Genomic DNA, 20531 nt, shown 5'->3' on the forward strand with positions numbered 1-20531 from the left:
CAGATGTGGAAGCCCGGTAACGGGTGGAGCTGACTGGTACTAATAGGCCGAGGGCTTGTCCTCAGTTGCTCGCGTCCACTGTGTTAGTTCTGAAGTAACGAACTGTGTCCATATCCGGTTGGTTAACTTCATAGTGTTTCGGTGGTCATAGCGTTAGGGAAACGCCCGGTTTACATTCCGAACCCGGAAGCTAAGCCTTTCAGCGCCGATGGTACTGCAGGGGGGACCCTGTGGGAGAGTAGGACGCCGCCGAACAATCATTGTGGGAAAGCCCCGCACCTTATGGTGCGGGGCTTTTCTGCGTTCCGGGGTCTTTTTGCGGCCGGGGTCGAGTACGGAAACGCCGTACTCGACCCCGGCCGTTGGCCGTTGTGCCGAGGCTGTCAGAGTCGGCCGGCGGACTTGAGGGCGAGGTAGGCGTCCGCGAGCGCGGGGGCCAGGGTGTCCGGGGTGGCGTCGACGACGTGGACGCCGTGGCGGGTGAGCTGGTCGGCCGTGCGGCGGCGCTGGGACTGGGTCTGCGTGCCCGCGGCGGCCTCGTAGACGGCGTCGATGCTGCCGCGGGACTTCGTCATCTCCGTGACGTGGGGGTCCGCCACCGAGGCCAGGAGGACCGTGTGGCGCTGAGTGAGGCGGGGGAGCAGCGGGAGCAGGCCCTCTTCGATGGGGGCGGCGTCCAGGCTGGTCAGGAGCACCACCAGGGAGCGGCGCGGGGCGCTGCGCAGGATGGTGGAGACCAGGGAGCGGGAGTCCGTCTCGACGAGCTCCGGTTCCAGGGTGGCCATGGCGTTGACGAAGGCCGGGAGGGTGTCCGCTGCCGAGCGGCCCTGGACCTGGGTTCGCAGGCGGCGGTCGTGGGCCAGCAGGTCCACGCGGTCGCCGGCCCGGGTGGCCAGGGCGGTGAGGAGCAGGGCCGCGTCCATGGCGGAGTCCAGGCGGGGGGCGTCGCCGACGCGGCCCGCCGAGGTGCGGCCGGTGTCCAGGCAGATCAGGATGTGCCGGTCGCGTTCGGGGCGCCAGGTGCGGACGGCGACCTTGTTCTGGCGGGCGGTGGCCCGCCAGTCGATGGAGCGGGTGTCGTCACCGGGGACGTAGTCGCGCAGGCTGTCGAACTCGGTTCCCTCACCGCGCGTCAGGACGCTGGTGCGGCCGTCCAGTTCGCGCAGTCGGGCCAGGCGGGACGGCAGGTGCTTGCGGCTCGTGAACGGGGGCAGGACCCGGACCGCCCACGGGACGGTGTGGGCGCCCTGGCGGGCCATCAGGCCGAGGGGCCCGTACGAGCGGATGGTGACGCGGTCGGCCTGGCGGTCGCCGCGGCGGGTGGGGAACAGCCGGGTGGTCAGGCGGCGGCGTTCGCCCGCGGGGATCGACACCGTGTGGCGGGACGCCGCGCTCTCGGTGCCCGGGTGCCAGCTGCTCGGGGGCCAGGCGTCGCGGACGCCGGCGCGGAGCTTGCGGGTGCCCGGGTTGGTGACGGTGAGGTGGACGTCCGCGGCCTCGCCGAGGCGGACCGAGGTGTCGCCGGAGCGGGTCAGCCGGAGCGGGCGGACCGGGGCCGCGAGGGCGTAGTCCACCGCGCAGGCCAGGGCCAGGGAGCCGTTGACCGCCAGCATCCCCGTCCAGCTGGGTTCGAGGATGCCGACGGGGATGCTGCCGAGTGCCGCGAGCAGCGCGGCGCGTCCGGTGAGGGCCATCAGCGCGGGACGGGGACGTGGGACAGGATCGCGGTGATGACGGCGTCGGCCGTGACGCCCTCCATTTCCGCCTCGGGGCGCAGCTGGACGCGGTGGCGGAGGGTGGGCAGGGCGAGGGCCTTCACGTCGTCGGGGGTGACGTAGTCACGGCCGACGAGCCAGGCCCAGGCGCGGGAGGTGGCCAGCAGGGCGGTCGCGCCGCGGGGGGAGACGCCCAGGGTCAGCGACGGGGATTCGCGGGTGGCGCGGCAGATGTCGACGACGTACGCGGCGATCTCGGGGGAGACGCTGGTGAGTTCGACGGCCTTGCGGGCGGCTTCGAGTTCGGCCGGTCCGGCGACCGGGCGGACGCCGGCGGTGTGCAGGTCGCGCGGGTTGAAGCCGGCGGCGTGCCGGGTCAGGATGCCGATCTCGTCCTCGCGGGAGGGCAGGGGGACGGTCAGTTTGAGCAGGAAGCGGTCCAGCTGGGCTTCCGGGAGGGGGTAGGTGCCCTCGTACTCGACCGGGTTCATGGTGGCGGCGACGAGGAACGGCTCGGGGAGCTTGCGGGGGACGCCGTCGACGGTGACCTGGCGCTCCTCCATCGCTTCGAGGAGGGAGGACTGGGTCTTGGGGGGCGTGCGGTTGATCTCGTCCGCGAGGAGGAGGTTGGTGAAGACCGGGCCGTTCTGGAAGGAGAACTCGGCGGTGCGGGCGTCGTAGACGAGCGAGCCGGTGACATCGCTGGGCATCAGGTCCGGGGTGAACTGGACGCGCTTGGTGTCGAGTTCGAGGGAGGCGGCCAGCGCCCGTACGAGGAGGGTCTTCGCGACGCCGGGGACGCCTTCGAGGAGCACGTGGCCGCGGCAGAGGAGCGCGACGACGAGACCGGTGACGGCGGAGTCCTGGCCGACCACGGCCTTTCCGATCTCGGTGCGGAGCGCTTCCAGCGAGGAGCGGGCGCTGTCCGTGGTGGCCGTCATGAGGTGCGGACCTCTCTTTCGAGGGCGTCGAGGTGGTCGGCGAGCGCGACGAGTGCCGCGTCGTCGGCGGGTGTGGTGCCGAAGAGCAGGTGGGTGAGGTCCTGGGGGCCGTCGGCCGTGAGGCGGGCGGAGACGGCGGGGACCAGTGCGGTGGGTTCGTGGGCCTGGACGGCCGGTACGCCGACCAGCGCGGCGAGGCGTTCGCGGGTGGCGGCGCGCAGCACGGTGGCGGCGCGGTCGCGGGCTGCGGCCTTGCGGTAGAGGCGGGCGCGGCCTTCGGTGGCCTCGGAGGCGCGGATGGCGACGGGGAGCTTCTCGGTGACGAGCGGGCCGAGTCGGCGGGCCCGCCAGAGGGCGGCGAGGACGGCGGCCGCGAACAGCTGGAGCAGGGCCCAGTTCCAGCCGGCGGGGATGAGGTCGAAGAGGGACTTCTCCTCGGGGGCCTGGTCGGACTGGTCCGCGAGGCTGGGCATGTACCAGACGAGTTCCGGGCGGGAGCCCAGGAGTTGGAGGGCGAGGGAGGCGTTGCCCTGCTCGGCGAGTTCCTGGTTCAGCAGGATCGTCTCGGAGCCGAGGAGGACGGTGTCGCCGCCCTTGGTGGTGCTGGGCAGCACGAGGAGGGTGGGGTCGCCGTCGTGGGGGTAGCAGCCGGTGGCGCCGGGGAGGTCGGTGGCGTAGCGGGCGCCGCCTCCGGTGGCGGCGCGGCCGGCTGCGACGGCGGCGGGCAGGGTGCAGCCGGGGTCGAGGTCGTCCTGGCCGGTGAACGACTTGAGGCGTACGCCGGGGGCCAGGTCGGGGAGGCTGCGGCTGCCGGGGCCCAGGAGGACGGTGCGGCCGCCGGAGAGGTCGATGGTGGAGCGGATGGCGCGCTGCTGGGTTTCCCCGAGGGAGTCGGGGTCGGTGATCAGCAGGGTGGTGCGGGGGCCTGCGGCGTCGGCGGCTTCGCGGGCGGTGGTGACGACGCGGGTGGTGACGCCGCGTTCCTTGAGGAGCTCGGCGACGGCGCGGCTGCCGTAGGGGTCGGCGGCGCGCGGGTCGAGGTAGCCGTGGTGGCCGTCGGACTGGAGGGCGGCCAGGGTGACGGCGCCGACGATCAGGATGGCGAGGGCGATGAGGAAGCCGCGGGCGCGGACCCACCAGTGGGCGGCGCCCGTGGCCGCGCCGGGCGCGGCGAGGGGCGCGCGGGGCGTGCCGGTCGGGGCGGTGGTGCCGGTCATGCCGTGGGTCCCGTCAGGAGCGGCTTGGCGCGTTCCAGGGTGAGGTCGAGGGTGCGCAGGCGGTCGTAGGTGTCGGCGTCGCCGCTGCGGCCGCCGTAGGTGACGTCGTCGAAGGCGCGGGCCGCGGCGCGCAGGCCGTCCCGGTGGTCGGGGAGGGAGACGGCGGCTTCGGCTGCGGCTTCGTCGGCGGTGCGGCCGGGGCGCGGGTCGAGCAGGGTGCGCTCCTCCAGGGAGCGGACGACGGCCCGCATGCGTTCCTGGACGGCTTCGGTCCAGCGGCCCGCCGCGGCGTGGGCGTCGGCGGCCGCGCGGTGGTCGGCGGAGCTGCGGATGCCGTCGTCGAAGAGGACGCCGGTGCTGGTGGCGGCCCGGCGGGGGGAGCCGAGGCGCCACCAGAGGGCGGCCACGGCGAGGACGACCAGGACGAGGATCACGAGGAGGCCGACTCCGCCGCCGGGGGTCGCCCCGGAGGCGGAGTCGAAGAAGTCGCCGATCCAGTCCCAGAACTTGTCGAGGGCGCGCTGGACCGGGCTCGGGTCGTTCTGGTGGTAGGCCGGCTTGGACAGCTCGCGTTCGGCCGCCTCGCGGGCGGCGTCGCGCGGTGTCGTCAGCGGCGGCTCCTCGCCGCCGGGCAGCAGGGCCGTGGCGGCCGTGGTGATGAGTCCCCCCGTGCTCATCGGTGTGTCAGCCTCCGTAGCCCGGGCCGCCGGGCGTGGTGTGGTCCGCCAGGCCTGCGGCCCGGGCGAGTTCCAGGTCGAGGGCTTCGCGGCGGATGCGCTGGTCGACGTACAGGAGTCCGGTCACGCCCGTCTGCATGGGCAGGGTGACGGCGAGGCCGATGACCGAGCCGATCGAGCTGATGATCAGGAAGGTCCAGCTCTGCGTCATGCCACCGTCGAGGAAGCCGGAGACGCCGCCGGGGGCGACGAAGACGGCGATGACCGCGAACGGTACGACGATGATCCCGGCCGTGATCTTGGCCATGGCCGAGGTGAGCAGGCTGATGCCGAACATCCGCCACCAGGAGCCCTTGACCAGCTTCGCGGAGCGCTTGAAGGCGGCGCCCACACTGCCGCGCTCCAGCATGAGCGCGGGCGGCGCCAGCAGGAAGGTCACGTAGAACCAGACCACGAGGACGAGGCCGATCAGGCCGCCGAGGACGATCAGGCCGATGCTGCCCATCAGGAGGCCGGGGAGCATCGGGACCACCAGCGCGGCCACCGAGCCGAGGAAGAGGAGCAGCGTCAGGGCGAGGGCGCGGCCGGCCACGGGGCGGATGGCGCGCCAGGTGTCGGCCAGGGTGGCGCCGCGGCCCAGGACGGCGCGGCTGAGGACGGGCATGAGCAGGGCGGTGCCCAGCATCAGTCCGAGGGCTTCGATGTAGACGCTGAGGCCGTTGACCAGGTAGATGTCGCCCATGAAGCGGAGGGTTTCCGACGGGGTCGCCGTGTCCGCGGTGGCGATGTCGAAGCCTTCCAGCATGAAGCGCTGCAGGAGTACGACGCCCAGCTGTACGAGGACGGCGATGGCGAGGCTGATGGTGAGGACCGGGCGCCAGTGGCTGCGCAGGGTGGTGACGGCGCCGTCGAGGATCTCGCCGAGGCCCAGGGGGCGCAGCGGGATCACGCCGGGCTTGGCGGCCTGGGGCGGGCCCCAGGGGAGGCCGGGGCCGCCGGGGCCGCCGGGGTGGCCGTACTGGCCGGCGTACGGGGAACCGTACGGGGGCTGACCGGGCTGGCCCGGCTGCTGGCCGTGGGATCCCCATCCCGCGCCCTGCTGCGGTGCCTGTGCGGGGGCGGGCGTCTCCGTGCCGGGGCTGGACCACTGGCCGGGCGGCGGCTGGGCGGCGGACCACTTGGGGTCGCCGGCGGGCTGTGCGGGCGGCTGTGTGCCGTCGGCGGCGCCCTCGCCGCCCGCGCCCTGGCTCGCCTGGTCGCCCTGGCCGCCCTGACCGTCGGACGGGGAGGATCCGGGCGAAGCCCAGCCCGGAGTGTCGTTCATGTCGCTCCTTCACGTGCGTCTGCTGCGGCGGGGGCGCTGGTTTGGCTGCCATCGTGCCACGTGGGAACGTCGAGCGGACCGGGTGTCCCCCATGAACCGGGACCGCTCGTGCCGTCAATTGTCGCGCGGATCCGGGGCAGACTGGTCGCCCTGATCACCACGCAGGTCCGAGGGGCGATTTCCAGCCCTTTTGGCTGTGGGACAGCTCACCGCCAGGTAACGATTAGCTAATGGGATGATGTCAAGCATGAAGGGACGAGTCCTTGTCGTCGACGACGACACCGCGCTGGCCGAGATGCTCGGCATTGTGCTGCGTGGAGAAGGTTTTGAGCCGTCGTTCGTAGCGGACGGTGACAAGGCGCTGGCTGCCTTCCGGGAGGCGAAGCCGGATCTGGTACTGCTCGACCTGATGCTGCCCGGACGGGACGGCATAGAGGTCTGCAGGCTGATCCGGGCCGAGTCCGGGGTGCCCATCGTCATGCTCACGGCGAAGAGCGACACGGTGGATGTGGTGGTGGGCCTGGAATCCGGGGCCGACGACTACATCGTCAAGCCGTTCAAGCCGAAGGAGCTGGTGGCCCGCATCCGGGCCCGCCTGCGCCGGTCGGAGGAGCCCGCGCCCGAGCAGCTGGCCATCGGTGACCTGGTCATCGACGTGGCCGGGCACTCGGTCAAGCGGGACGGTGCCTCCATCGCGCTGACCCCGCTCGAGTTCGACCTGCTGGTCGCCCTCGCGCGCAAGCCCTGGCAGGTGTTCACCCGCGAGGTGCTGCTGGAGCAGGTCTGGGGCTACCGGCACGCGGCGGACACCCGCCTGGTCAACGTGCACGTGCAGCGCCTGCGCTCCAAGGTCGAGAAGGATCCCGAGCGCCCCGAGATCGTCGTGACGGTGCGCGGTGTCGGCTACAAGGCCGGACCGAGCTGACATGCAGCCCGGCACGCCCCGGGGCGGCTCCCGCGGGGGAGTCCTGCGGGGCGGCCGCCAGCTCCGCCAGATGACCGACGGAGCGCCCGGCGGCCCCGTGCTGCGGCTGTTCGTACGCCTCCTGCGACGGCCGCTGCTTCCGGCTGTCCGGATCTGGCGGCGCAACATCCAGCTCCGGGTGGTCGCCGCCACCCTGCTGATGTCGCTCGCCGTGGTCCTCGCGCTCGGTTTCGTCGTCATCGCCCAGGTCAGCATGGGACTCCTCGACGCCAAGGAGGAGGCCGCCCAGAGCCAGGCCGCCGGAGGCTTCGCGGTCGCACAGGAGAAGGCCAACACGCCCTTCGCCGCGGACGGCGCCGACGCCACCGACAACAAGGTCGGCCGGGACGCCAGCACCTGGATGAACTCCCTCGTCAAACAGCTCGCCAGTGGTGGCCAGACCGCCTTCGAGGTCGCCGCGCTCGGCGCCGGCACCGGAACCGGGGAGACCGGGCCCGCCACCCAGGGCGTCAAGGGCGCCCGCGCCTCCGGCAACGTCGACCCGACCGCCAGCGTCCCGCTGACCCTGCGCCGGGCCGTCAACCACGCCACCGGCACGTTCAAGACCTTCTCCAAGATCCGCTACACCGCCGGGGCCGGGGAGAAGGCGCCCCAGCCCGCGCTCGTCATCGGCAAGCGGCTCACCGACATCAACGGCGACCCCTACGACCTGTACTACCTCTTCCCGCTGACGCAGGAGGAGGAGTCCCTCAACCTGATCAAGGTCACCATCGCCACCGCGGGCGTCTTCGTGGTCGTACTCCTCGGCGCGATCGCCTGGCTCGTCGTGCGCCAGGTCGTGACACCCGTCCGGATGGCCGCCGGGATCGCCGAGCGGCTCTCCGCCGGGCGGCTCCAGGAACGGATGAAGGTCACCGGCGAGGACGACATCGCCCGGTTGGGTGAAGCCTTCAACAAGATGGCGCAGAACCTCCAGCACAAGATCCAGCAGCTGGAGGACCTGTCCCGGATGCAGCGCCGGTTCGTCTCGGACGTCTCGCACGAGCTGCGGACCCCGCTCACGACCGTCCGCATGGCCGCCGACGTCATCCACGACGCCCGGGTGGACTTCGACCCCGTCACCGCCCGCTCCGCCGAACTGCTCGCCGGGCAGCTCGACCGCTTCGAATCGCTGCTCGCCGACCTGCTGGAGATCAGCCGCTTCGACGCGGGCGCGGCCGCCCTGGAGGCGGAGCCCATCGACCTGCGGGACGTCGTACGCCGCGTCATCGACGGCGCCGAACCGCTCGCCGAGCACAAGGGCACCCGCATCCGCGTCCTCGGCGACACCCAGCCCGTCATCGCCGAGGCCGACTCGCGGCGCGTCGAGCGGGTCCTGCGCAACCTCGTCGTCAACGCCGTGGAGCACGGCGAGGGCCGCGACGTGGTGGTCCGCCTCGCGTCCGCGGGCGGTGCCGTCGCCGTCGCCGTACGGGACTACGGGGTCGGGCTCAAGCCCGGCGAGGCCACCCGCGTCTTCAACCGCTTCTGGCGCGCCGACCCGGCCCGCGCCCGCACCACCGGCGGCACCGGCCTCGGCCTGTCCATCGCCGTCGAGGACGCCCGGCTGCACGGCGGCTGGCTCCAGGCGTGGGGCGAGCCCGGCGGCGGCTCGCAGTTCCGCCTGACCCTGCCCAGGACCGCCGACGAACCGCTGCGCGGATCCCCGATCCCGCTGGAGCCCGAGGACTCGCGCTCCAACCGGGCCCGCGCCGCCGCCGAGGCCGCCGGACGCGGCAACGCGAACGGGCAAGGCCACGGGAACGGCAACGGGCGCGGCCCCGGCGGCCACGGAGCGGCCCCCGCCGAGCGCTCCGCCATACCGTCCCGCTCGGCCGTCGCCGGCGCCCTGCCCGTGCCCGCGGACCCGACGGCACTGCCCGGCAGCGGAGCCCGGGTCGTGGCCAGGCCCGCCGACCAGGCAGCACAGGAGGATGGAACCGGTGGACGCTGAGCGCGAGCTCGCAGACGTACGGACCGCACGGCGCGGCAGCGCCCGGGCGTACACGGCCCTCGGCGCGGCAGGCCTGCTGCTGGCCGGCTGCGCCTCGATGCCCGACCGGGGCGAGATCCGCGAGGTGCGGGCCTCGCAGGGCGTCGACTCGCAGGTACGGGTCTTCGGCGTGCCGCCGGCCGACAAGGCCGGCCCGGCCGACATCGTCGACGGCTTCCTGGAGGCCATGACCAGCGACGACCCGCAGCTGGAGACCGCCCGCAAGTACCTCACCGACGAAGCCGCGAAGAACTGGAAGCCCAGCTCGGCCGTCACCGTCCTGTCGGCGGGCCTCGACCGGTTCCCCGTCCAGGGCGACAAGGAGCCCGAGGGGCCCCGCTGGAAGGTCACCGGCAAGAAGCTCGCCACGGTGGACGAGCGCAGCGCCTACCAGCCGGAGACCGGCGGCGGGCGCTACGAGGAGTACCTCCAGCTGGTCCGGGTCAAGGAACAGTGGCGGATCGCGACGCCGCCCAGCAGCCTCGTGCTCAGCGAGTCCGACTTCCAGCGCATCTACAAGCCCGTCAACAAGTACTACTTCGCCGACGGCACGCTGGTCAACGACCCGGTGTACGTGCGCCAGCGCAGCGATCCCGACTCGCGGATGGACCCGACCACCCAGACCGTGCAGTCCCTGCTCGCCGGTCCGTCCAAGTGGCTCGCACCGGTCGTCACCAGCAACTTCCCCACCGGGACGGAACTTCCGCCGGGCACCAAGTCCCTCTCCCTGGACGGCCAGAACACGCTGCGCGTGCCGCTGAACGACAAGGCGGAGAACCTCGCGCAGCCGCAGTGCCAGAAGATGGCCACCCAACTCCTGTACACCGTCAAGGACCTGACGGCCTCCCGGCTCGACCGGGTCGAACTGCTGCGCGCCAACGGCAAGACCCCGCTGTGCTGGGTGACCCGCGCGTCCGCGGCGGCGCTCGCCAACCGGGCCCCGATCCCGGAGCACCAGTACTACGTGGACAAGGACCTCCGGCTCGTGCGGATGTCGCTCAACGTCAACGCCGAGGAACAGCAGCAGCAGGAGAAGGCCGATCCGGTGCCCGGACCGCTGGCCACCGCGAACGGGTTCAAGGTGGGCTCGGCGGCGATCACGTACGACGAGAAGCGCGCCGCGGTCGTCTCCGAGGACGGGCACGGGCTGTACGTGGTGACCCTGACGACCGCCGGAGCGATGCCCCAGCCGCTGCTCGGCAGCAAGGGCAAGCTGACCGCACCCAGCTGGGACGCCCGGGGCGACCTGTGGATCGCGGACCTCGATCCGCAGAACCAGGGGCTGTGGCGGGTGCCCGGCGGGACCGGGGCACCGCAGAAGGTCGACGTGGCCGGGCTGGACGGCGGGAAGATCACCGGGCTGAAGGCCTCCCCCGACGGAGTGCGGATCGCGCTGCTCGTCGAGAAGGACGGCAACCGCAAGAACCTGTACATCGGGCGGATCGAGCGGCCCGAACGCAAGGGCGACGCCTCACCGGTCTCGGTGCGCGAGCTGCGCCCGGCGGCCCCGCAGATGGCGGACGTGGTGGCGATGAGCTGGGCGCCGCGCGGCCGGCTGCTGGTGGTGGGCAAGGAGAACGGCGGGGTCATGCAGGCCCGCTACATGCTGGCCGACGGGTCGATGGTCGCGGCGAGCCTGCCCGGGGCGGCCGCGCTGACCGCGATCGGGGCGTCCGAGGACGAGGGCCAGCCGGTGGTGGCGTCCTCCGACGAGGACGGGATCGTGTGGCTGCCGCCGGGTGCGCAGTGGCGCACCGTGGCAGCGGGCGGCCGGGCGCCGGTCTACCCCGGCTGACCTGCGATTTTCCGCCATCTTGGGGAGGTTTTCCACAGGGGTGGCGGGCTCCCGGTCCGCCCGGGCAGAGTCCTCGTATGCGGGGCTGGTGGCAGGAGCTGTCCGGGCTGCTCCTGCCGGTCGACTGCGCCGGCTGCGGGGCGGCGCGGGTGCTGCTGTGCGCGGACTGCCAGGAGGCCCTGAGCGGGGCCGCAGCGGGGCCTGTGCGGCCGTTCCGGGCGCCGCCGGGGCTACCTGTCGTGCAGGCGGGCGCGGTGTGGGAGCGGGCCGTACGGGCCGTCGTGCTCGCGCACAAGGAGCGCGGCGCGCTCGCGCTGGCCGGCCCCCTCGGCGCCGCCCTGACGGCGGCCGTGCTGGCGGGCGGGGCGGGTGGGCGGGGTGAGGGGGAGGTGGCCCTGGTCCCCGTACCCTCCGCGCGGAGCCGGACCCGGGCGCGCGGGCACGATCCGGCGCGCAGGATCGCGCTGGCGGCGTCGGCGGGGCTGCGGCGGGCGGGTGTTCGCGCGCGCGTGGCGCCCGTACTGCGGCAGCGGCGCCGGGTGGCGGACCAGGCGGGCCTGGGGGCGCGGGAGCGCCGGGAGAACCTCGCCGGGGCGCTGGAGGCGGGCCGGTACGGGGTGCGGCTGACCGCCGGGGCGGGGATCGTGCTGGTGGACGACCTGATGACGACGGGGGCCACGCTGGCGGAGGCGGCCCGGGCGCTGCGGGCGGCCGGGCTGCGCGTGGGCGGGGCGGCGGTGGTCGCGGCGCCGGCGGAGTCTTTCGGCCGGAACCGGCCGACAACTCGTACAGAGCAAAAATCTCGTGAATAGTCTCGGAACTGCTGGGGAAGGCGCATCGTTGCAGGTAGTAAGAGGGAACAGCCACCTGAACGGAGGTACGTTCCGGTAGCGGGTGCCGACAACCGCCATTGAGGGATATGTTCGGTTGTGAGGAACTGGCGATCCTTGGGCCCCACGCCATCGGAGCACCAGTCCGCCCGTTTTTGGAATCTTCGTGTCAGAGGGTGTCTCTCTACTCCCAAGTCGGTGGGATGTGGATCTTGCCGATGGGGGAGGAGGAGGTGAAAGTCGCCAAGTCCGAGGCTCCGGTGTTCACCGGAGTCTGGTGCGAAAGGGAGACGCTTCGCCCTTAGCGGCGGAGCTATCCGGGAACGGAGTTCTGCGTGGACATCGTCGTCAAGGGCCGCAAGACCGAGGTGCCCGAGCGGTTCCGCAAGCACGTGGCCGAGAAGCTGAATCCCGAGCGGATCCAGAAGCTCGACGCCAAGGTGATCAGCTTGGACGTCGAGGTGTCCAAGGAGCACAACCCGCGCCAGGCCGACCGTTCCGACCGCGTGGAGATCACCCTGCACTCGCGGGGCCCCGTCATCCGGGCAGAAGCCGCAGCCGCAGACCCGTACGCGGCGCTGGACCTGGCTCAGGACAAGCTGGAGGCCCGGCTGCGCAAGCAGCACGACAAGCGTTACACCCGCCGCGGCAGCGGCCGGCTGTCGGCCGCAGAGGTCGCCGACGTCGTGCCGGGCGTCGCGCAGCTCAACGGGAACGGCCAGGTCATCACCGAGGAGAGCACGGAGGGGGTACCGACCACCCGGATCGGATCCCTCGAAGTGCAGGGCGAAGGCCCGCTGATCGTCCGCGAGAAGACGCACGCGGCCGCGCCCATGTCGCTCGACCAGGCTCTGTACGAGATGGAGCTGGTCGGCCACGACTTCTATCTGTTCGTCGACTCCGAGAGCAAGCTGCCGAGCGTCGTCTACCGGCGGCACGCCTACGACTACGGCGTCATCCACGTGAACCCGGACGGAGCCTCCAGTTCGGAGGAACCGCGCGGGGGCGCCGGCGGATCGCTCGGCGGCTGAACACCCGACCGTTGCCCCCGCGGGACGCCGTCCGGGCGTCCCGCGGGGGCACCCGTATGGCTCGTATGAGCCAGTCGGGCCCTCGGCGGGCCCCCTTGCGGTGGCGCGGGCATGGAATCATGGCGGGCAGTCAAGCGGCGGCCGACCCCGTCGGGTTGGCCCAGCAGCTCAGCACATGCAGGGGGAGGAACGATGGCGGACAGCTTCGGGCCGGTGCGCGGTGACGACGGCGCGGGCTGTCGTGAGGCGGAGCGCGGGGTGCCGGGCGCGGACCCGGGCGCCGCCGGTTCCGGCGATCCGGGCGGGGAGCCCATCCGGGTGCTCGTGGTCGACGACCACGCCCTCTTCCGGCGCGGGCTGGAGATCGTCCTGGCGCAGGAGGAGGACATCCAGGTCGTCGGTGAGGCCGGGGACGGGGCGGAGGCGGTGGACAAGGCCGCCGATCTGCTGCCGGACATCGTGCTGATGGACGTACGGATGCCGAGGCGCGGCGGGATCGAGGCGTGCACCTCGATCAAGGAGGTGGCCCCCTCCGCGAAGATCATCATGCTGACGATCAGCGACGAAGAGGCGGACCTCTACGACGCGATCAAGGCGGGTGCGACGGGATATCTGCTGAAGGAGATCTCGACGGACGAGGTCGCCACCGCGATCCGGGCCGTGGCGGACGGGCAGTCGCAGATCAGCCCCTCCATGGCGTCGAAGCTGCTGACCGAGTTCAAGTCGATGATCCAGCGGACCGATGAGCGGCGCCTGGTTCCGGCGCCGCGGCTGACGGACCGGGAGCTGGAGGTCTTGAAGCTGGTCGCCACCGGGATGAACAACCGCGATATCGCGAAGGAGTTGTTCATCTCGGAGAACACCGTGAAGAACCACGTGCGGAACATCCTGGAGAAGCTGCAGCTGCATTCCAGGATGGAGGCCGTGGTGTACGCGATGCGGGAGAAGATCCTGGAGATCCGCTAGCCGCGCGATCCGTCGGCCCGGTCAGAGGGCGGCCAGTTCCGAGGTGACGGCCGCCGCTTCGGCCGGGGTGGTGGCGCGGTCGACGCGGACGGAGTCGCAGCCGACCCAGGAGGCGGCCTCCCGCAGGGCCTCGGCCATCGGGCGGGCGGCGCCCGGGGTGGCCAGGGAGAGCTGGCGGGCCACCAGGGTGGTGCCCTCGCGGCCCGGGTCCACGCGGCCCTGGAGGCGGCCGCCCGCCAGCAGCGGCATGGCGAAGTAGCCGTGTATCCGCTTGGGCTTGGGGACGTACGCCTCCAGGCGGTGCGTGAAGCCGAAGATCCGCTCGGTGCGCGGCCGGTCCCAGACCAGGGAGTCGAAGGGGGACAGCAGCGTCGTGCGGTGGCGGCCGCGGGGCGTGCTCGCCAGGGCGTCCGGGTGGGCCCAGGCGGGCTTGGACCAGCCCTCCACCTCCACCGGGACCAGGCCCGAGTCCGCGACCACGGCATCGAACTGGTCGCCCCTGAGCCGGTGGTAGTCCGCGATGTCCGCGCGGGTGCCGACCCCCAGGGACCCGCCGGCCAGCGCCACCAGGCGGCGCAGGCACTCCCGGTCGTCGAGGTCGTCGTGGAGCAGGGCGTCCGGGACGGCCCGCTCGGGGAGGTCGTACACGCGCTTCCAGCCGCGCCGTTCGGCGCAGACCACCTCGCCGGTGTCCAGCAGCCACTCCACCGCGATCTTCGTCTCGGACCATTCGAACCACTCGCCGCCGTTCTTGGCGCCGCCCAGCTCGGTGGAGGTCAGCGGGCCGTCGGCCCGGAGCCGGTCCAGGACGGCCCGCGTCGAGCGCTCCTTGTCCTGCAGGACGTGCCAGCGGTGGCCGCGCGCCCGGCGGGCGCGGCGGCGGAAGGCGAAGTGCGGCCACTCCTCGATGGGCAGGATGCAGGCCGCGTGCGACCAGTACTCGAAGGCGTGCCGGTCCGACCAGTACGCCGCTTCGACGGCGGGCCGGCCCACCGCGCCCAGGCGCGCGTACGGGATCAGCTCGTGCGAGCGGGCCAGGACCGAGATGGTGTCCAGCTGTACGGCGCCCAGGTGGCGCAGCACGCCGCGGACCCCGCCCCGGCGGTCGGGCGCGCCCAGGAACCCCTGCGCGCGCAGGGCGATCCGGCGGGCCTCTGCGGCGGACAGGGACAGGGCCGGCGGCGGCGTCGTGGTCATGTCCGCACCCTAGAGGGCGGCACTGACATCACCGGGTCGCACCGGCCTTCAGGCCGGGGGAGACGCCAGGTAGGGGAGGCGGGACGGCAGTCCGAGGTCCTCGGGGAGGAGGCCGCCGACCCAGCAGTCGCGTACGGTGCCGGCCCGGTGCGCGGCGGCGCGCAGCAGGCCCTCGAAGCGGAAGCCGGCCTTCTGGGCGACGGCGCGCGAGCCGTGGTTGCCGACCTCGGCGCGCCATTCCAGGCGTGCGGCGCCGAGCTCGGTGAAGGCCCAGCGGGCCACGGCGCCGACCGCCTCGGTCATGTAGCCCCGGCCGCGGTGCTCCTTGACCGCCCAGTAGCCGATCTCGTAGCCGTCGGTGCGGACGTGGACGCCGACGGCCGCGACCAGCGGGCCCCGGGGGCCGAGGCGCACGCCGAAGCTGTAGCCGGTGTCCTCGCGCCAGCCGTTCGGGGAGAGCTCGCCCGTGAAGGCGTCCGCGTGTTCCCGCTCGTACGGGGAGGGGACCATGGTCCAGCGCTGGATGTCGGGGTCCTGGGCGGCGGCGTACACCTCGTCGGCGTCGGCGGGTGCGAAGGGCCGCAGGTGCAGGCGTGCCGTGCTCAGTGTCGTGGGTTCCATGGACGGATTCTGGTACGGCGCGGACGCCGGGCCCAACAGTTTTCGCTCACACCCCGGCACCTTCCGTGCCCCCCGTACGTTCTCATTCCGGGCACCCGCGCCCTGCGGATAGTGCGGACCTCCCGACGCGACCGCGTCCTCGCTTACGATGGCCGTTGCGGTGGGGCCCACCCTCCGTGCCCGTGTACGAACCAGTGCCAGGCCCGACCGGCAAGGAGACAAACCTCGGTGTCCGTCTTCAACAAGCTCATGCGTGCAGGCGAAGGCAAGATCCTGCGCAAACTGCACCGCATCGCGGACCAGGTCAACTCCATCGAAGAGGACTTCGTCAACCTCTCCGACGCCGAGTTGCGGGCGCTCACGGACGAGTACAAGCAGCGCTACCAGGACGGCGAGAGCCTGGACGACCTGCTGCCCGAGGCCTTCGCGACCGTTCGCGAGGCCGCCAAGCGCGTCCTCGGCCAGCGGCACTACGACGTCCAGATCATGGGTGGCGCGGCGCTGCACCTCGGCTACGTCGCCGAGATGAAGACCGGTGAGGGCAAGACCCTCGTCGGCACGCTGCCCGCGTACCTGAACGCGCTGTCCGGCAAGGGCGTCCACCTGATCACGGTGAACGACTACCTCGCCGAGCGCGACTCCGAGCTCATGGGCCGGGTGCACAAGTTCCTCGGCCTCGAGGTCGGCTGCATCCTGGCGAACATGTCTCCGGCCCAGCGCCGCGAGCAGTACAACGCCGACATCACGTACGGCACGAACAACGAGTTCGGCTTCGACTACCTGCGCGACAACATGGCGTGGTCGAAGGACGAGCTGGTGCAGCGCGGCCACAACTTCGCCGTGGTCGACGAGGTCGACTCGATCCTGGTCGACGAGGCCCGTACCCCGCTGATCATCTCCGGCCCGGCCGACCAGGCCACGAAGTGGTACGCCGACTTCGCGAAGCTCGTCACCCGCCTGACCAAGGGCGAGGCCGGGCAGCCGCTGAAGGGCATCGAGGAGACCGGCGACTACGAGGTCGACGAGAAGAAGCGCACCGTCGCCATCCACGAGGCCGGTGTCGCGAAGGTCGAGGACTGGCTCGGCATCGAGAACCTCTACGAGTCGGTGAACACCCCGCTCGTCGGTTACCTGAACAACGCCATCAAGGCCAAGGAGCTCTTCAAGAACGACAAGGACTACGTCGTCATCGACGGCGAAGTCATGATCGTCGACGAGCACACCGGCCGTATCCTCGCCGGCCGCCGCTACAACGAGGGCATGCACCAGGCGATCGAGGCGAAGGAAGGGGTGGACATCAAGGACGAGAACCAGACCCTCGCCACGATCACCCTGCAGAACTTCTTCCGCCTGTACTCGAAGCTGTCGGGCATGACCGGTACGGCCATGACCGAGGCCGCCGAGTTCCACCAGATCTACAAGCTCGGTGTCGTCCCGATCCCGACCAACCGCGACATGGTCCGCAAGGACCAGCCGGACCTGATCTACCGGACCGAGGTCGCGAAGTTCTCCGCCGTCGTCGACGACATCGCGGAGAAGCACGAGAAGGGCCAGCCGATCCTCGTCGGTACGACGTCGGTCGAGAAGTCCGAGTACCTCTCGCAGCAGCTCTCCAAGCGCGGCATCCCGCACGAGGTGCTGAACGCGAAGCAGCACGAGCGCGAGGCCTCGATCGTCGCCCAGGCCGGCCGCCGCGGCGCCGTCACGGTCGCCACGAACATGGCCGGCCGCGGTACCGACATCAAGCTCGGCGGCAACCCGGACGACCTGGCCGAGGCCGAGCTGCGCCAGCGCGGCATCGACCCGGAGGAGCACATCGAGGAGTGGGCGCAGGCCCTGCCCGAGGCGCTCCACCGCGCGGAGGCGGCCGTGAAGGCCGAGTTCGAAGAGGTCAAGGACCTCGGCGGGCTGTACGTGCTGGGTACCGAGCGGCACGAGTCGCGCCGTATCGACAACCAGCTCCGCGGCCGCAGCGGCCGGCAGGGCGACCCGGGCGAGTCCCGTTTCTACCTGTCGCTGGGCGATGACCTGATGCGTCTGTTCAAGGCGCAGATGGTCGAGCGCGTCATGGCGATGGCGAACGTGCCGGACGACGTCCCGATCGAGAACAAGATGGTGACGCGCGCGATCGCGTCCGCCCAGTCGCAGGTCGAGACCCAGAACTTCGAGACGCGCAAGAACGTCCTGAAGTACGACGAGGTGCTCAACAACCAGCGCGAGGTCATCTACAGCGAGCGCCGTCGCGTCCTGGAGGGCGAGGACCTCCAGGACCAGGTGCGCCACATGATGGACGACACCATCGACGCGTACATCGCGGCCGAGACGGTCGAGGGCTTCGCCGAGGAGTGGGACCTGGACCGGCTGTGGGGCGCCTTCAAGCAGCTCTACCCGGCGAAGGTCACCGTGGAGGAGCTGGAGGAGGCCGCCGGCGACCGTGCGGGCATCACCGCCGAGTTCATCGCGGAGTCCGTCAAGGACGACATCCACGAGCAGTACGAGGCGCGCGAGAAGACGCTGGGCTCCGACATCATGCGTGAGCTGGAGCGGCGCGTGGTGCTGTCGGTGCTGGACCGCAAGTGGCGTGAGCACCTGTACGAGATGGACTACCTGCAGGAGGGCATCGGCCTGCGGGCGATGGCCCAGAAGGACCCGCTGGTCGAGTACCAGCGCGAGGGCTTCGACATGTTCAACGCCATGCAGGAGGGCATCAAGGAGGAGTCCGTCGGCTACCTGTTCAACCTGGAGGTCCAGGTCGAGCAGCAGGTCGAGGAGCTTCCCGTGCAGGACGCCGTGCCGGCGGCCGCCGCACGGCCGGAGATCCGCGCCAAGGGTCTGGACGCCCCGCAGCGGCCGGACCGGCTGCACTTCTCCGCTCCGACGGTGGACGGCGAGGGCGGTGTCGTCGAGGGCGACTTCGACAGTGACGCCGCGGGTGACGGCGACGGCATGACGCGGGCGGAGCGCCGCAAGGCGCAGAAGGCGTCCGGCGGGCGACGCCGCAAGAAGTAGCCCCGCGCGCCAGGGGCACCCCGCCGGGGCCGGACACCGCTGTACGGGTGTCCGGCCCCGGCGGCGTTGTAGGGGGCCGTCGTACGGGCCGTCGTACAGGGCCCCGGCGGCGGGGTGCGCGCTCACGCGCGCGGGCCGTGGACCTCGACCGCCGCGCAGCGCCAGCGGCGGTCGGGGCCCTGTTCGAGGCGGAAGGCCATCGCCGAGACGCGGTCTCCCGTGGCGATGCGGGCGAAGGCTTCGATGACGCCCGGGCCGGGGTGGAAGCGGCCGCAGTGGCGCAGCACGGGCCGGCGGCGGTCGAGGAGGGGGCCGGTGGGGGCCAGGGTGACCAGCTGCTCGTACGCGGGCCCGATGGTCAGGCCCAGCAGCGAGTGGACGGGCCGCTGGCCGCTGAGGACCGCCAGGAGGCGTTCGGCGAACCAGTCGTGGGGGCCGCGGGCCGTCCGGGGGCTGCCGGGGCGCCGCTGGTCGTGGCGGCCGGGTGGGCGGGAGGTGGTGGTCCTGGTCCTGGTCATGGCGGTCGTCCCCGAGGAGGCCGGGCCCGGCGCGCATACCGGGCGGTAACTTGGTTGGGGATCTTCTACGTTCCGCCGCGGACGCACCGCAACGCCCTCCCGCTCCCCGCCCCTTCGGGCCGCCGTTCACCTATCCGGGGCGGGCGGCTCGCGCGCCCCGGGGTGCGCGGGGCCCGTACGAGGGCCGCGGTGGACGGGAACCGGCCGCGGGGCCGCCGTCCGAAGGGGGACGGGCGGCTGCTCCCGTCGGGCGGGTGCGGCTGCTTCCGCCGGGCGGGTGCGCGGGGTGCCACGTCGTCGGCGCCGCTGCGGCCGGGAGCCTGCGGGAGGCATCGGGAAATCGGCCCGCCGGTCGTATCCTGGGGGCGTTTCCGACTACCGAAAGCAGCCGGCCATGCGCGTGTACGTCCCCCTGACCCTCCCCGGACTCGCCGAGGTGCACAAGGCGGGCGAGCTGGGCCCCGCCCCGCTGCGCGCGTTCGCGGTCACCCCCGGGCTGCGCGAGTGGTACGTGTCCGACGACATCGAGGAGCTGGAGTACGCGGCCCTCAGCCGGGCCGCCGCCGCCTCCCTGCGGATGATCGCCGCCGATGCCGGTGCCCCGCGCAGGCGCGTCGTCGTGGCGCTCGACGTCGACGACAAGGCCGCCACCGCCACCCCCGGACTCGACGAGGCCACGCTCGGGCAGGTGTCCCTCGCGAACGCCGTACGGCTCTCCGTGGCCGCCGCCGTGCACGTGGACGCCGATGACGCGCACGAGGACGTGGCCGCCGCCGCCGGAGCCGTCGAGGCCGCCGACGGCGGGGACGACGACGCGCGGTTCCTGGTCGACGGGGCCGAGGACCACGAACTGCTGTGGTTCGGGGTGCAGGAGATCCCGGGGCTGCTGAAGTGAGCGCGATCGTCGAAGTGACCGGTGGGATACCGGTCGGCCCGCACATCGTGTGGGACTGGAACGGGACGCTGCTGCACGACCTCGACGCCGTCATCGCCGCGACCAACGCCTCCTTCGCGGAGTTCGGCTTCGCCCCGATCACCGTGGAGACCTACCGCGAGCTGTACGTCGTACCGGTCCCGAAGTTCTACGAGCGGCTCATGGGCCGGCTGCCCACCGAAGCGGAGTGGCTCGTCATGGACGAGACCTTCCACCGGCACTACTGGGCCTCCGCCGAGGACGCCGGGCTGGCCGAAGGCGCCCTGGAGCTGCTGCGCGGCTGGCAGGTGGCCGGGTCCACGCAGTCCCTGCTGTCGCTGGCGCCCCACGAGAAGCTGGTCCCGCTCGTGCGCACGCACGGCATCGACGGGCACTTCCTCCGCGTCGACGGGCGCACCGGGCCCTCGCACACCACCAAGGCCGGGCACCTCGTACGCCATATGGCCGCCATGGAGGCGGCCGGGGTGACCGCAGCCCGTACGGTACTCATCGGAGACGCCGTGGACGATGCCCTCGCGGCCGCCCACGTGGGTGCCCGGGCCGTTCTGTACACGGGCGGCTCGCACAGCCGCCGCAGTCTGGAATCGGCCGGTGTGCCCGTGGTCGACACCCTGGCCGAGGCCGTAGCCACAGCTCGGGAACTGGCCGAATAGGTACTTGATGCGGGCGCCGGACAGCACGTGCACGTACGGCCGGGCGCGTCGCTGTCCAGAGTGTCAAAGTTCCACCCCCGGATTTGTACACATACAGCTCATGACGAGCACGGGGTGGGTGGGGATAGCCTGGTACCCGTGATCAG

The 20531-nt window shown here is 72.2% G+C and carries 17 protein-coding genes and 1 rRNA gene; 10 read left to right on the top strand and 8 right to left on the bottom strand.

Features of this window, described 5'->3' with window-relative positions; all coding sequences use genetic code 11:
• Positions 1-137: 137 nt before the first annotated feature.
• Positions 138-255, top strand: a 5S ribosomal RNA gene (gene rrf / locus ACZ4TG_RS10945).
• 128 nt (positions 256-383) lie between these two features.
• Here rrf and ACZ4TG_RS10950 read toward each other — a convergent pair.
• Genes ACZ4TG_RS10950 through ACZ4TG_RS10970 form a run of 5 tightly spaced genes read right to left on the bottom strand, consistent with a single transcriptional unit; the run spans position 384 to position 5874 of the window.
• Positions 384-1694 carry a DUF58 domain-containing protein gene (locus tag ACZ4TG_RS10950; RefSeq protein ID WP_468161500.1) on the bottom strand — a complete coding sequence of 437 codons (1311 nt, stop codon included), beginning with the start codon at positions 1692-1694 and terminating at the stop codon, positions 384-386.
• A complete protein-coding gene (locus ACZ4TG_RS10955; protein WP_468161502.1) occupies positions 1694-2656 on the bottom strand; it encodes an AAA family ATPase in 963 nt (320 codons plus the stop codon). Before ACZ4TG_RS10955 ends, ACZ4TG_RS10950 begins: the two co-directional genes overlap by 1 nt.
• Positions 2653-3873, bottom strand: a complete 1221-nt coding sequence (locus tag ACZ4TG_RS10960; RefSeq protein WP_468161504.1) for a DUF4350 domain-containing protein — start codon at positions 3871-3873, stop codon at positions 2653-2655. Before ACZ4TG_RS10960 ends, ACZ4TG_RS10955 begins: the two co-directional genes overlap by 4 nt.
• Positions 3870-4550 (bottom strand): DUF4129 domain-containing protein, encoded by a 681-nt coding sequence (locus ACZ4TG_RS10965; RefSeq protein ID WP_468161506.1) that lies wholly within the window; start codon positions 4548-4550, stop codon positions 3870-3872. Before ACZ4TG_RS10965 ends, ACZ4TG_RS10960 begins: the two co-directional genes overlap by 4 nt.
• A gap of 7 nt (positions 4551-4557) precedes the next feature.
• Positions 4558-5874 (bottom strand): hypothetical protein, encoded by a 1317-nt coding sequence (locus tag ACZ4TG_RS10970; RefSeq protein WP_468161508.1) that lies wholly within the window; start codon positions 5872-5874, stop codon positions 4558-4560.
• A gap of 235 nt (positions 5875-6109) precedes the next feature.
• Here ACZ4TG_RS10970 and mtrA point away from each other — a divergent pair, with 235 nt between their 5' ends.
• The 6 genes from mtrA to ACZ4TG_RS11000 all read left to right on the top strand — a co-directional run bounded on the left by mtrA (position 6110) and on the right by ACZ4TG_RS11000 (position 13453).
• Positions 6110-6799, top strand: a complete 690-nt coding sequence (mtrA, locus tag ACZ4TG_RS10975; protein WP_189973359.1) for a two-component system response regulator MtrA — start codon at positions 6110-6112, stop codon at positions 6797-6799.
• Position 6800: 1 nt separating this feature from the next.
• Positions 6801-8792: an MtrAB system histidine kinase MtrB gene (mtrB, locus tag ACZ4TG_RS10980; RefSeq protein ID WP_468161510.1), complete on the top strand. Its 1992-nt coding sequence runs from the start codon at positions 6801-6803 to the stop codon at positions 8790-8792.
• Positions 8773-10626 carry an LpqB family beta-propeller domain-containing protein gene (locus tag ACZ4TG_RS10985; protein ID WP_468161512.1) on the top strand — a complete coding sequence of 618 codons (1854 nt, stop codon included), beginning with the start codon at positions 8773-8775 and terminating at the stop codon, positions 10624-10626. Before mtrB ends, ACZ4TG_RS10985 begins: the two co-directional genes overlap by 20 nt.
• A 77-nt stretch (positions 10627-10703) precedes the next feature.
• Positions 10704-11438, top strand: a complete 735-nt coding sequence (locus ACZ4TG_RS10990) for a ComF family protein (RefSeq protein ID WP_468161514.1) — start codon at positions 10704-10706, stop codon at positions 11436-11438.
• A 353-nt stretch (positions 11439-11791) separates the two neighbouring features.
• Positions 11792-12487, top strand: coding sequence for a ribosome hibernation-promoting factor, HPF/YfiA family (gene hpf, locus ACZ4TG_RS10995; RefSeq protein ID WP_468161516.1), 696 nt, complete (start codon positions 11792-11794; stop codon positions 12485-12487).
• A 192-nt stretch (positions 12488-12679) separates the two neighbouring features.
• Positions 12680-13453, top strand: a complete 774-nt coding sequence (locus tag ACZ4TG_RS11000) for a response regulator (RefSeq protein WP_468161518.1) — start codon at positions 12680-12682, stop codon at positions 13451-13453.
• 21 nt (positions 13454-13474) lie between these two features.
• Here the strand turns inward: ACZ4TG_RS11000 and ACZ4TG_RS11005 are convergent, their stop codons facing one another.
• Positions 13475-14650: a winged helix-turn-helix domain-containing protein gene (locus ACZ4TG_RS11005; RefSeq protein WP_468161520.1), complete on the bottom strand. Its 1176-nt coding sequence runs from the start codon at positions 14648-14650 to the stop codon at positions 13475-13477.
• Between the two features lie 48 nt (positions 14651-14698).
• Positions 14699-15271, bottom strand: coding sequence for a GNAT family N-acetyltransferase (locus ACZ4TG_RS11010; protein WP_468161522.1), 573 nt, complete (start codon positions 15269-15271; stop codon positions 14699-14701).
• Between the two features lie 228 nt (positions 15272-15499).
• Between ACZ4TG_RS11010 and secA the strand changes: the two genes are divergently transcribed.
• Positions 15500-18280 carry a preprotein translocase subunit SecA gene (gene secA, locus ACZ4TG_RS11015; protein WP_468161524.1) on the top strand — a complete coding sequence of 927 codons (2781 nt, stop codon included), beginning with the start codon at positions 15500-15502 and terminating at the stop codon, positions 18278-18280.
• 122 nt (positions 18281-18402) lie between these two features.
• Here secA and ACZ4TG_RS11020 read toward each other — a convergent pair whose 3' ends face one another.
• Positions 18403-18798 (bottom strand): Rv3235 family protein, encoded by a 396-nt coding sequence (locus ACZ4TG_RS11020; protein ID WP_468161526.1) that lies wholly within the window; start codon positions 18796-18798, stop codon positions 18403-18405.
• A gap of 394 nt (positions 18799-19192) precedes the next feature.
• Here ACZ4TG_RS11020 and ACZ4TG_RS11025 point away from each other — a divergent pair, with 394 nt between their 5' ends.
• Both ACZ4TG_RS11025 and ACZ4TG_RS11030 read left to right on the top strand, forming a co-directional pair.
• Entirely contained in the window at positions 19193-19693 is a 501-nt protein-coding gene (locus ACZ4TG_RS11025; RefSeq protein ID WP_468161528.1) for a DUF6912 family protein, read from the top strand.
• A 5-nt stretch (positions 19694-19698) separates the two neighbouring features.
• Positions 19699-20385, top strand: coding sequence for an HAD family hydrolase (locus tag ACZ4TG_RS11030; protein ID WP_468162096.1), 687 nt, complete (start codon positions 19699-19701; stop codon positions 20383-20385).
• Positions 20386-20531: the final 146 nt, after the last annotated feature.

Source organism: Streptomyces sp. NPDC028314 (assembly GCF_055565795.1).

Bases quoted from the DNA above. Each gene is read 5' to 3' on its own strand.
- ACZ4TG_RS11020 (WP_468161526.1), bottom strand. From the start codon at position 18,798: ATGACCAGGACCAGGACCACCACCTCCCGCCCACCCGGCCGCCACGAC.
- mtrA (WP_189973359.1), top strand. From the start codon at position 6,110: ATGATGTCAAGCATGAAGGGACGAGTCCTTGTCGTCGACGACGACACC.
- ACZ4TG_RS10970 (WP_468161508.1), bottom strand. From the start codon at position 5,874: ATGAACGACACTCCGGGCTGGGCTTCGCCCGGATCCTCCCCGTCCGAC.
- ACZ4TG_RS10950 (WP_468161500.1), bottom strand. From the start codon at position 1,694: ATGGCCCTCACCGGACGCGCCGCGCTGCTCGCGGCACTCGGCAGCATC.
- ACZ4TG_RS10990 (WP_468161514.1), top strand. From the start codon at position 10,704: ATGCGGGGCTGGTGGCAGGAGCTGTCCGGGCTGCTCCTGCCGGTCGAC.
- ACZ4TG_RS11025 (WP_468161528.1), top strand. From the start codon at position 19,193: ATGCGCGTGTACGTCCCCCTGACCCTCCCCGGACTCGCCGAGGTGCAC.
- ACZ4TG_RS10985 (WP_468161512.1), top strand. From the start codon at position 8,773: ATGGAACCGGTGGACGCTGAGCGCGAGCTCGCAGACGTACGGACCGCA.
- ACZ4TG_RS10965 (WP_468161506.1), bottom strand. From the start codon at position 4,550: ATGAGCACGGGGGGACTCATCACCACGGCCGCCACGGCCCTGCTGCCC.
- ACZ4TG_RS11005 (WP_468161520.1), bottom strand. From the start codon at position 14,650: ATGACCACGACGCCGCCGCCGGCCCTGTCCCTGTCCGCCGCAGAGGCC.
- mtrB (WP_468161510.1), top strand. From the start codon at position 6,801: ATGCAGCCCGGCACGCCCCGGGGCGGCTCCCGCGGGGGAGTCCTGCGG.
- ACZ4TG_RS11000 (WP_468161518.1), top strand. From the start codon at position 12,680: ATGGCGGACAGCTTCGGGCCGGTGCGCGGTGACGACGGCGCGGGCTGT.
- ACZ4TG_RS10960 (WP_468161504.1), bottom strand. From the start codon at position 3,873: ATGACCGGCACCACCGCCCCGACCGGCACGCCCCGCGCGCCCCTCGCC.
- ACZ4TG_RS11010 (WP_468161522.1), bottom strand. From the start codon at position 15,271: ATGGAACCCACGACACTGAGCACGGCACGCCTGCACCTGCGGCCCTTC.
- ACZ4TG_RS10955 (WP_468161502.1), bottom strand. From the start codon at position 2,656: ATGACGGCCACCACGGACAGCGCCCGCTCCTCGCTGGAAGCGCTCCGC.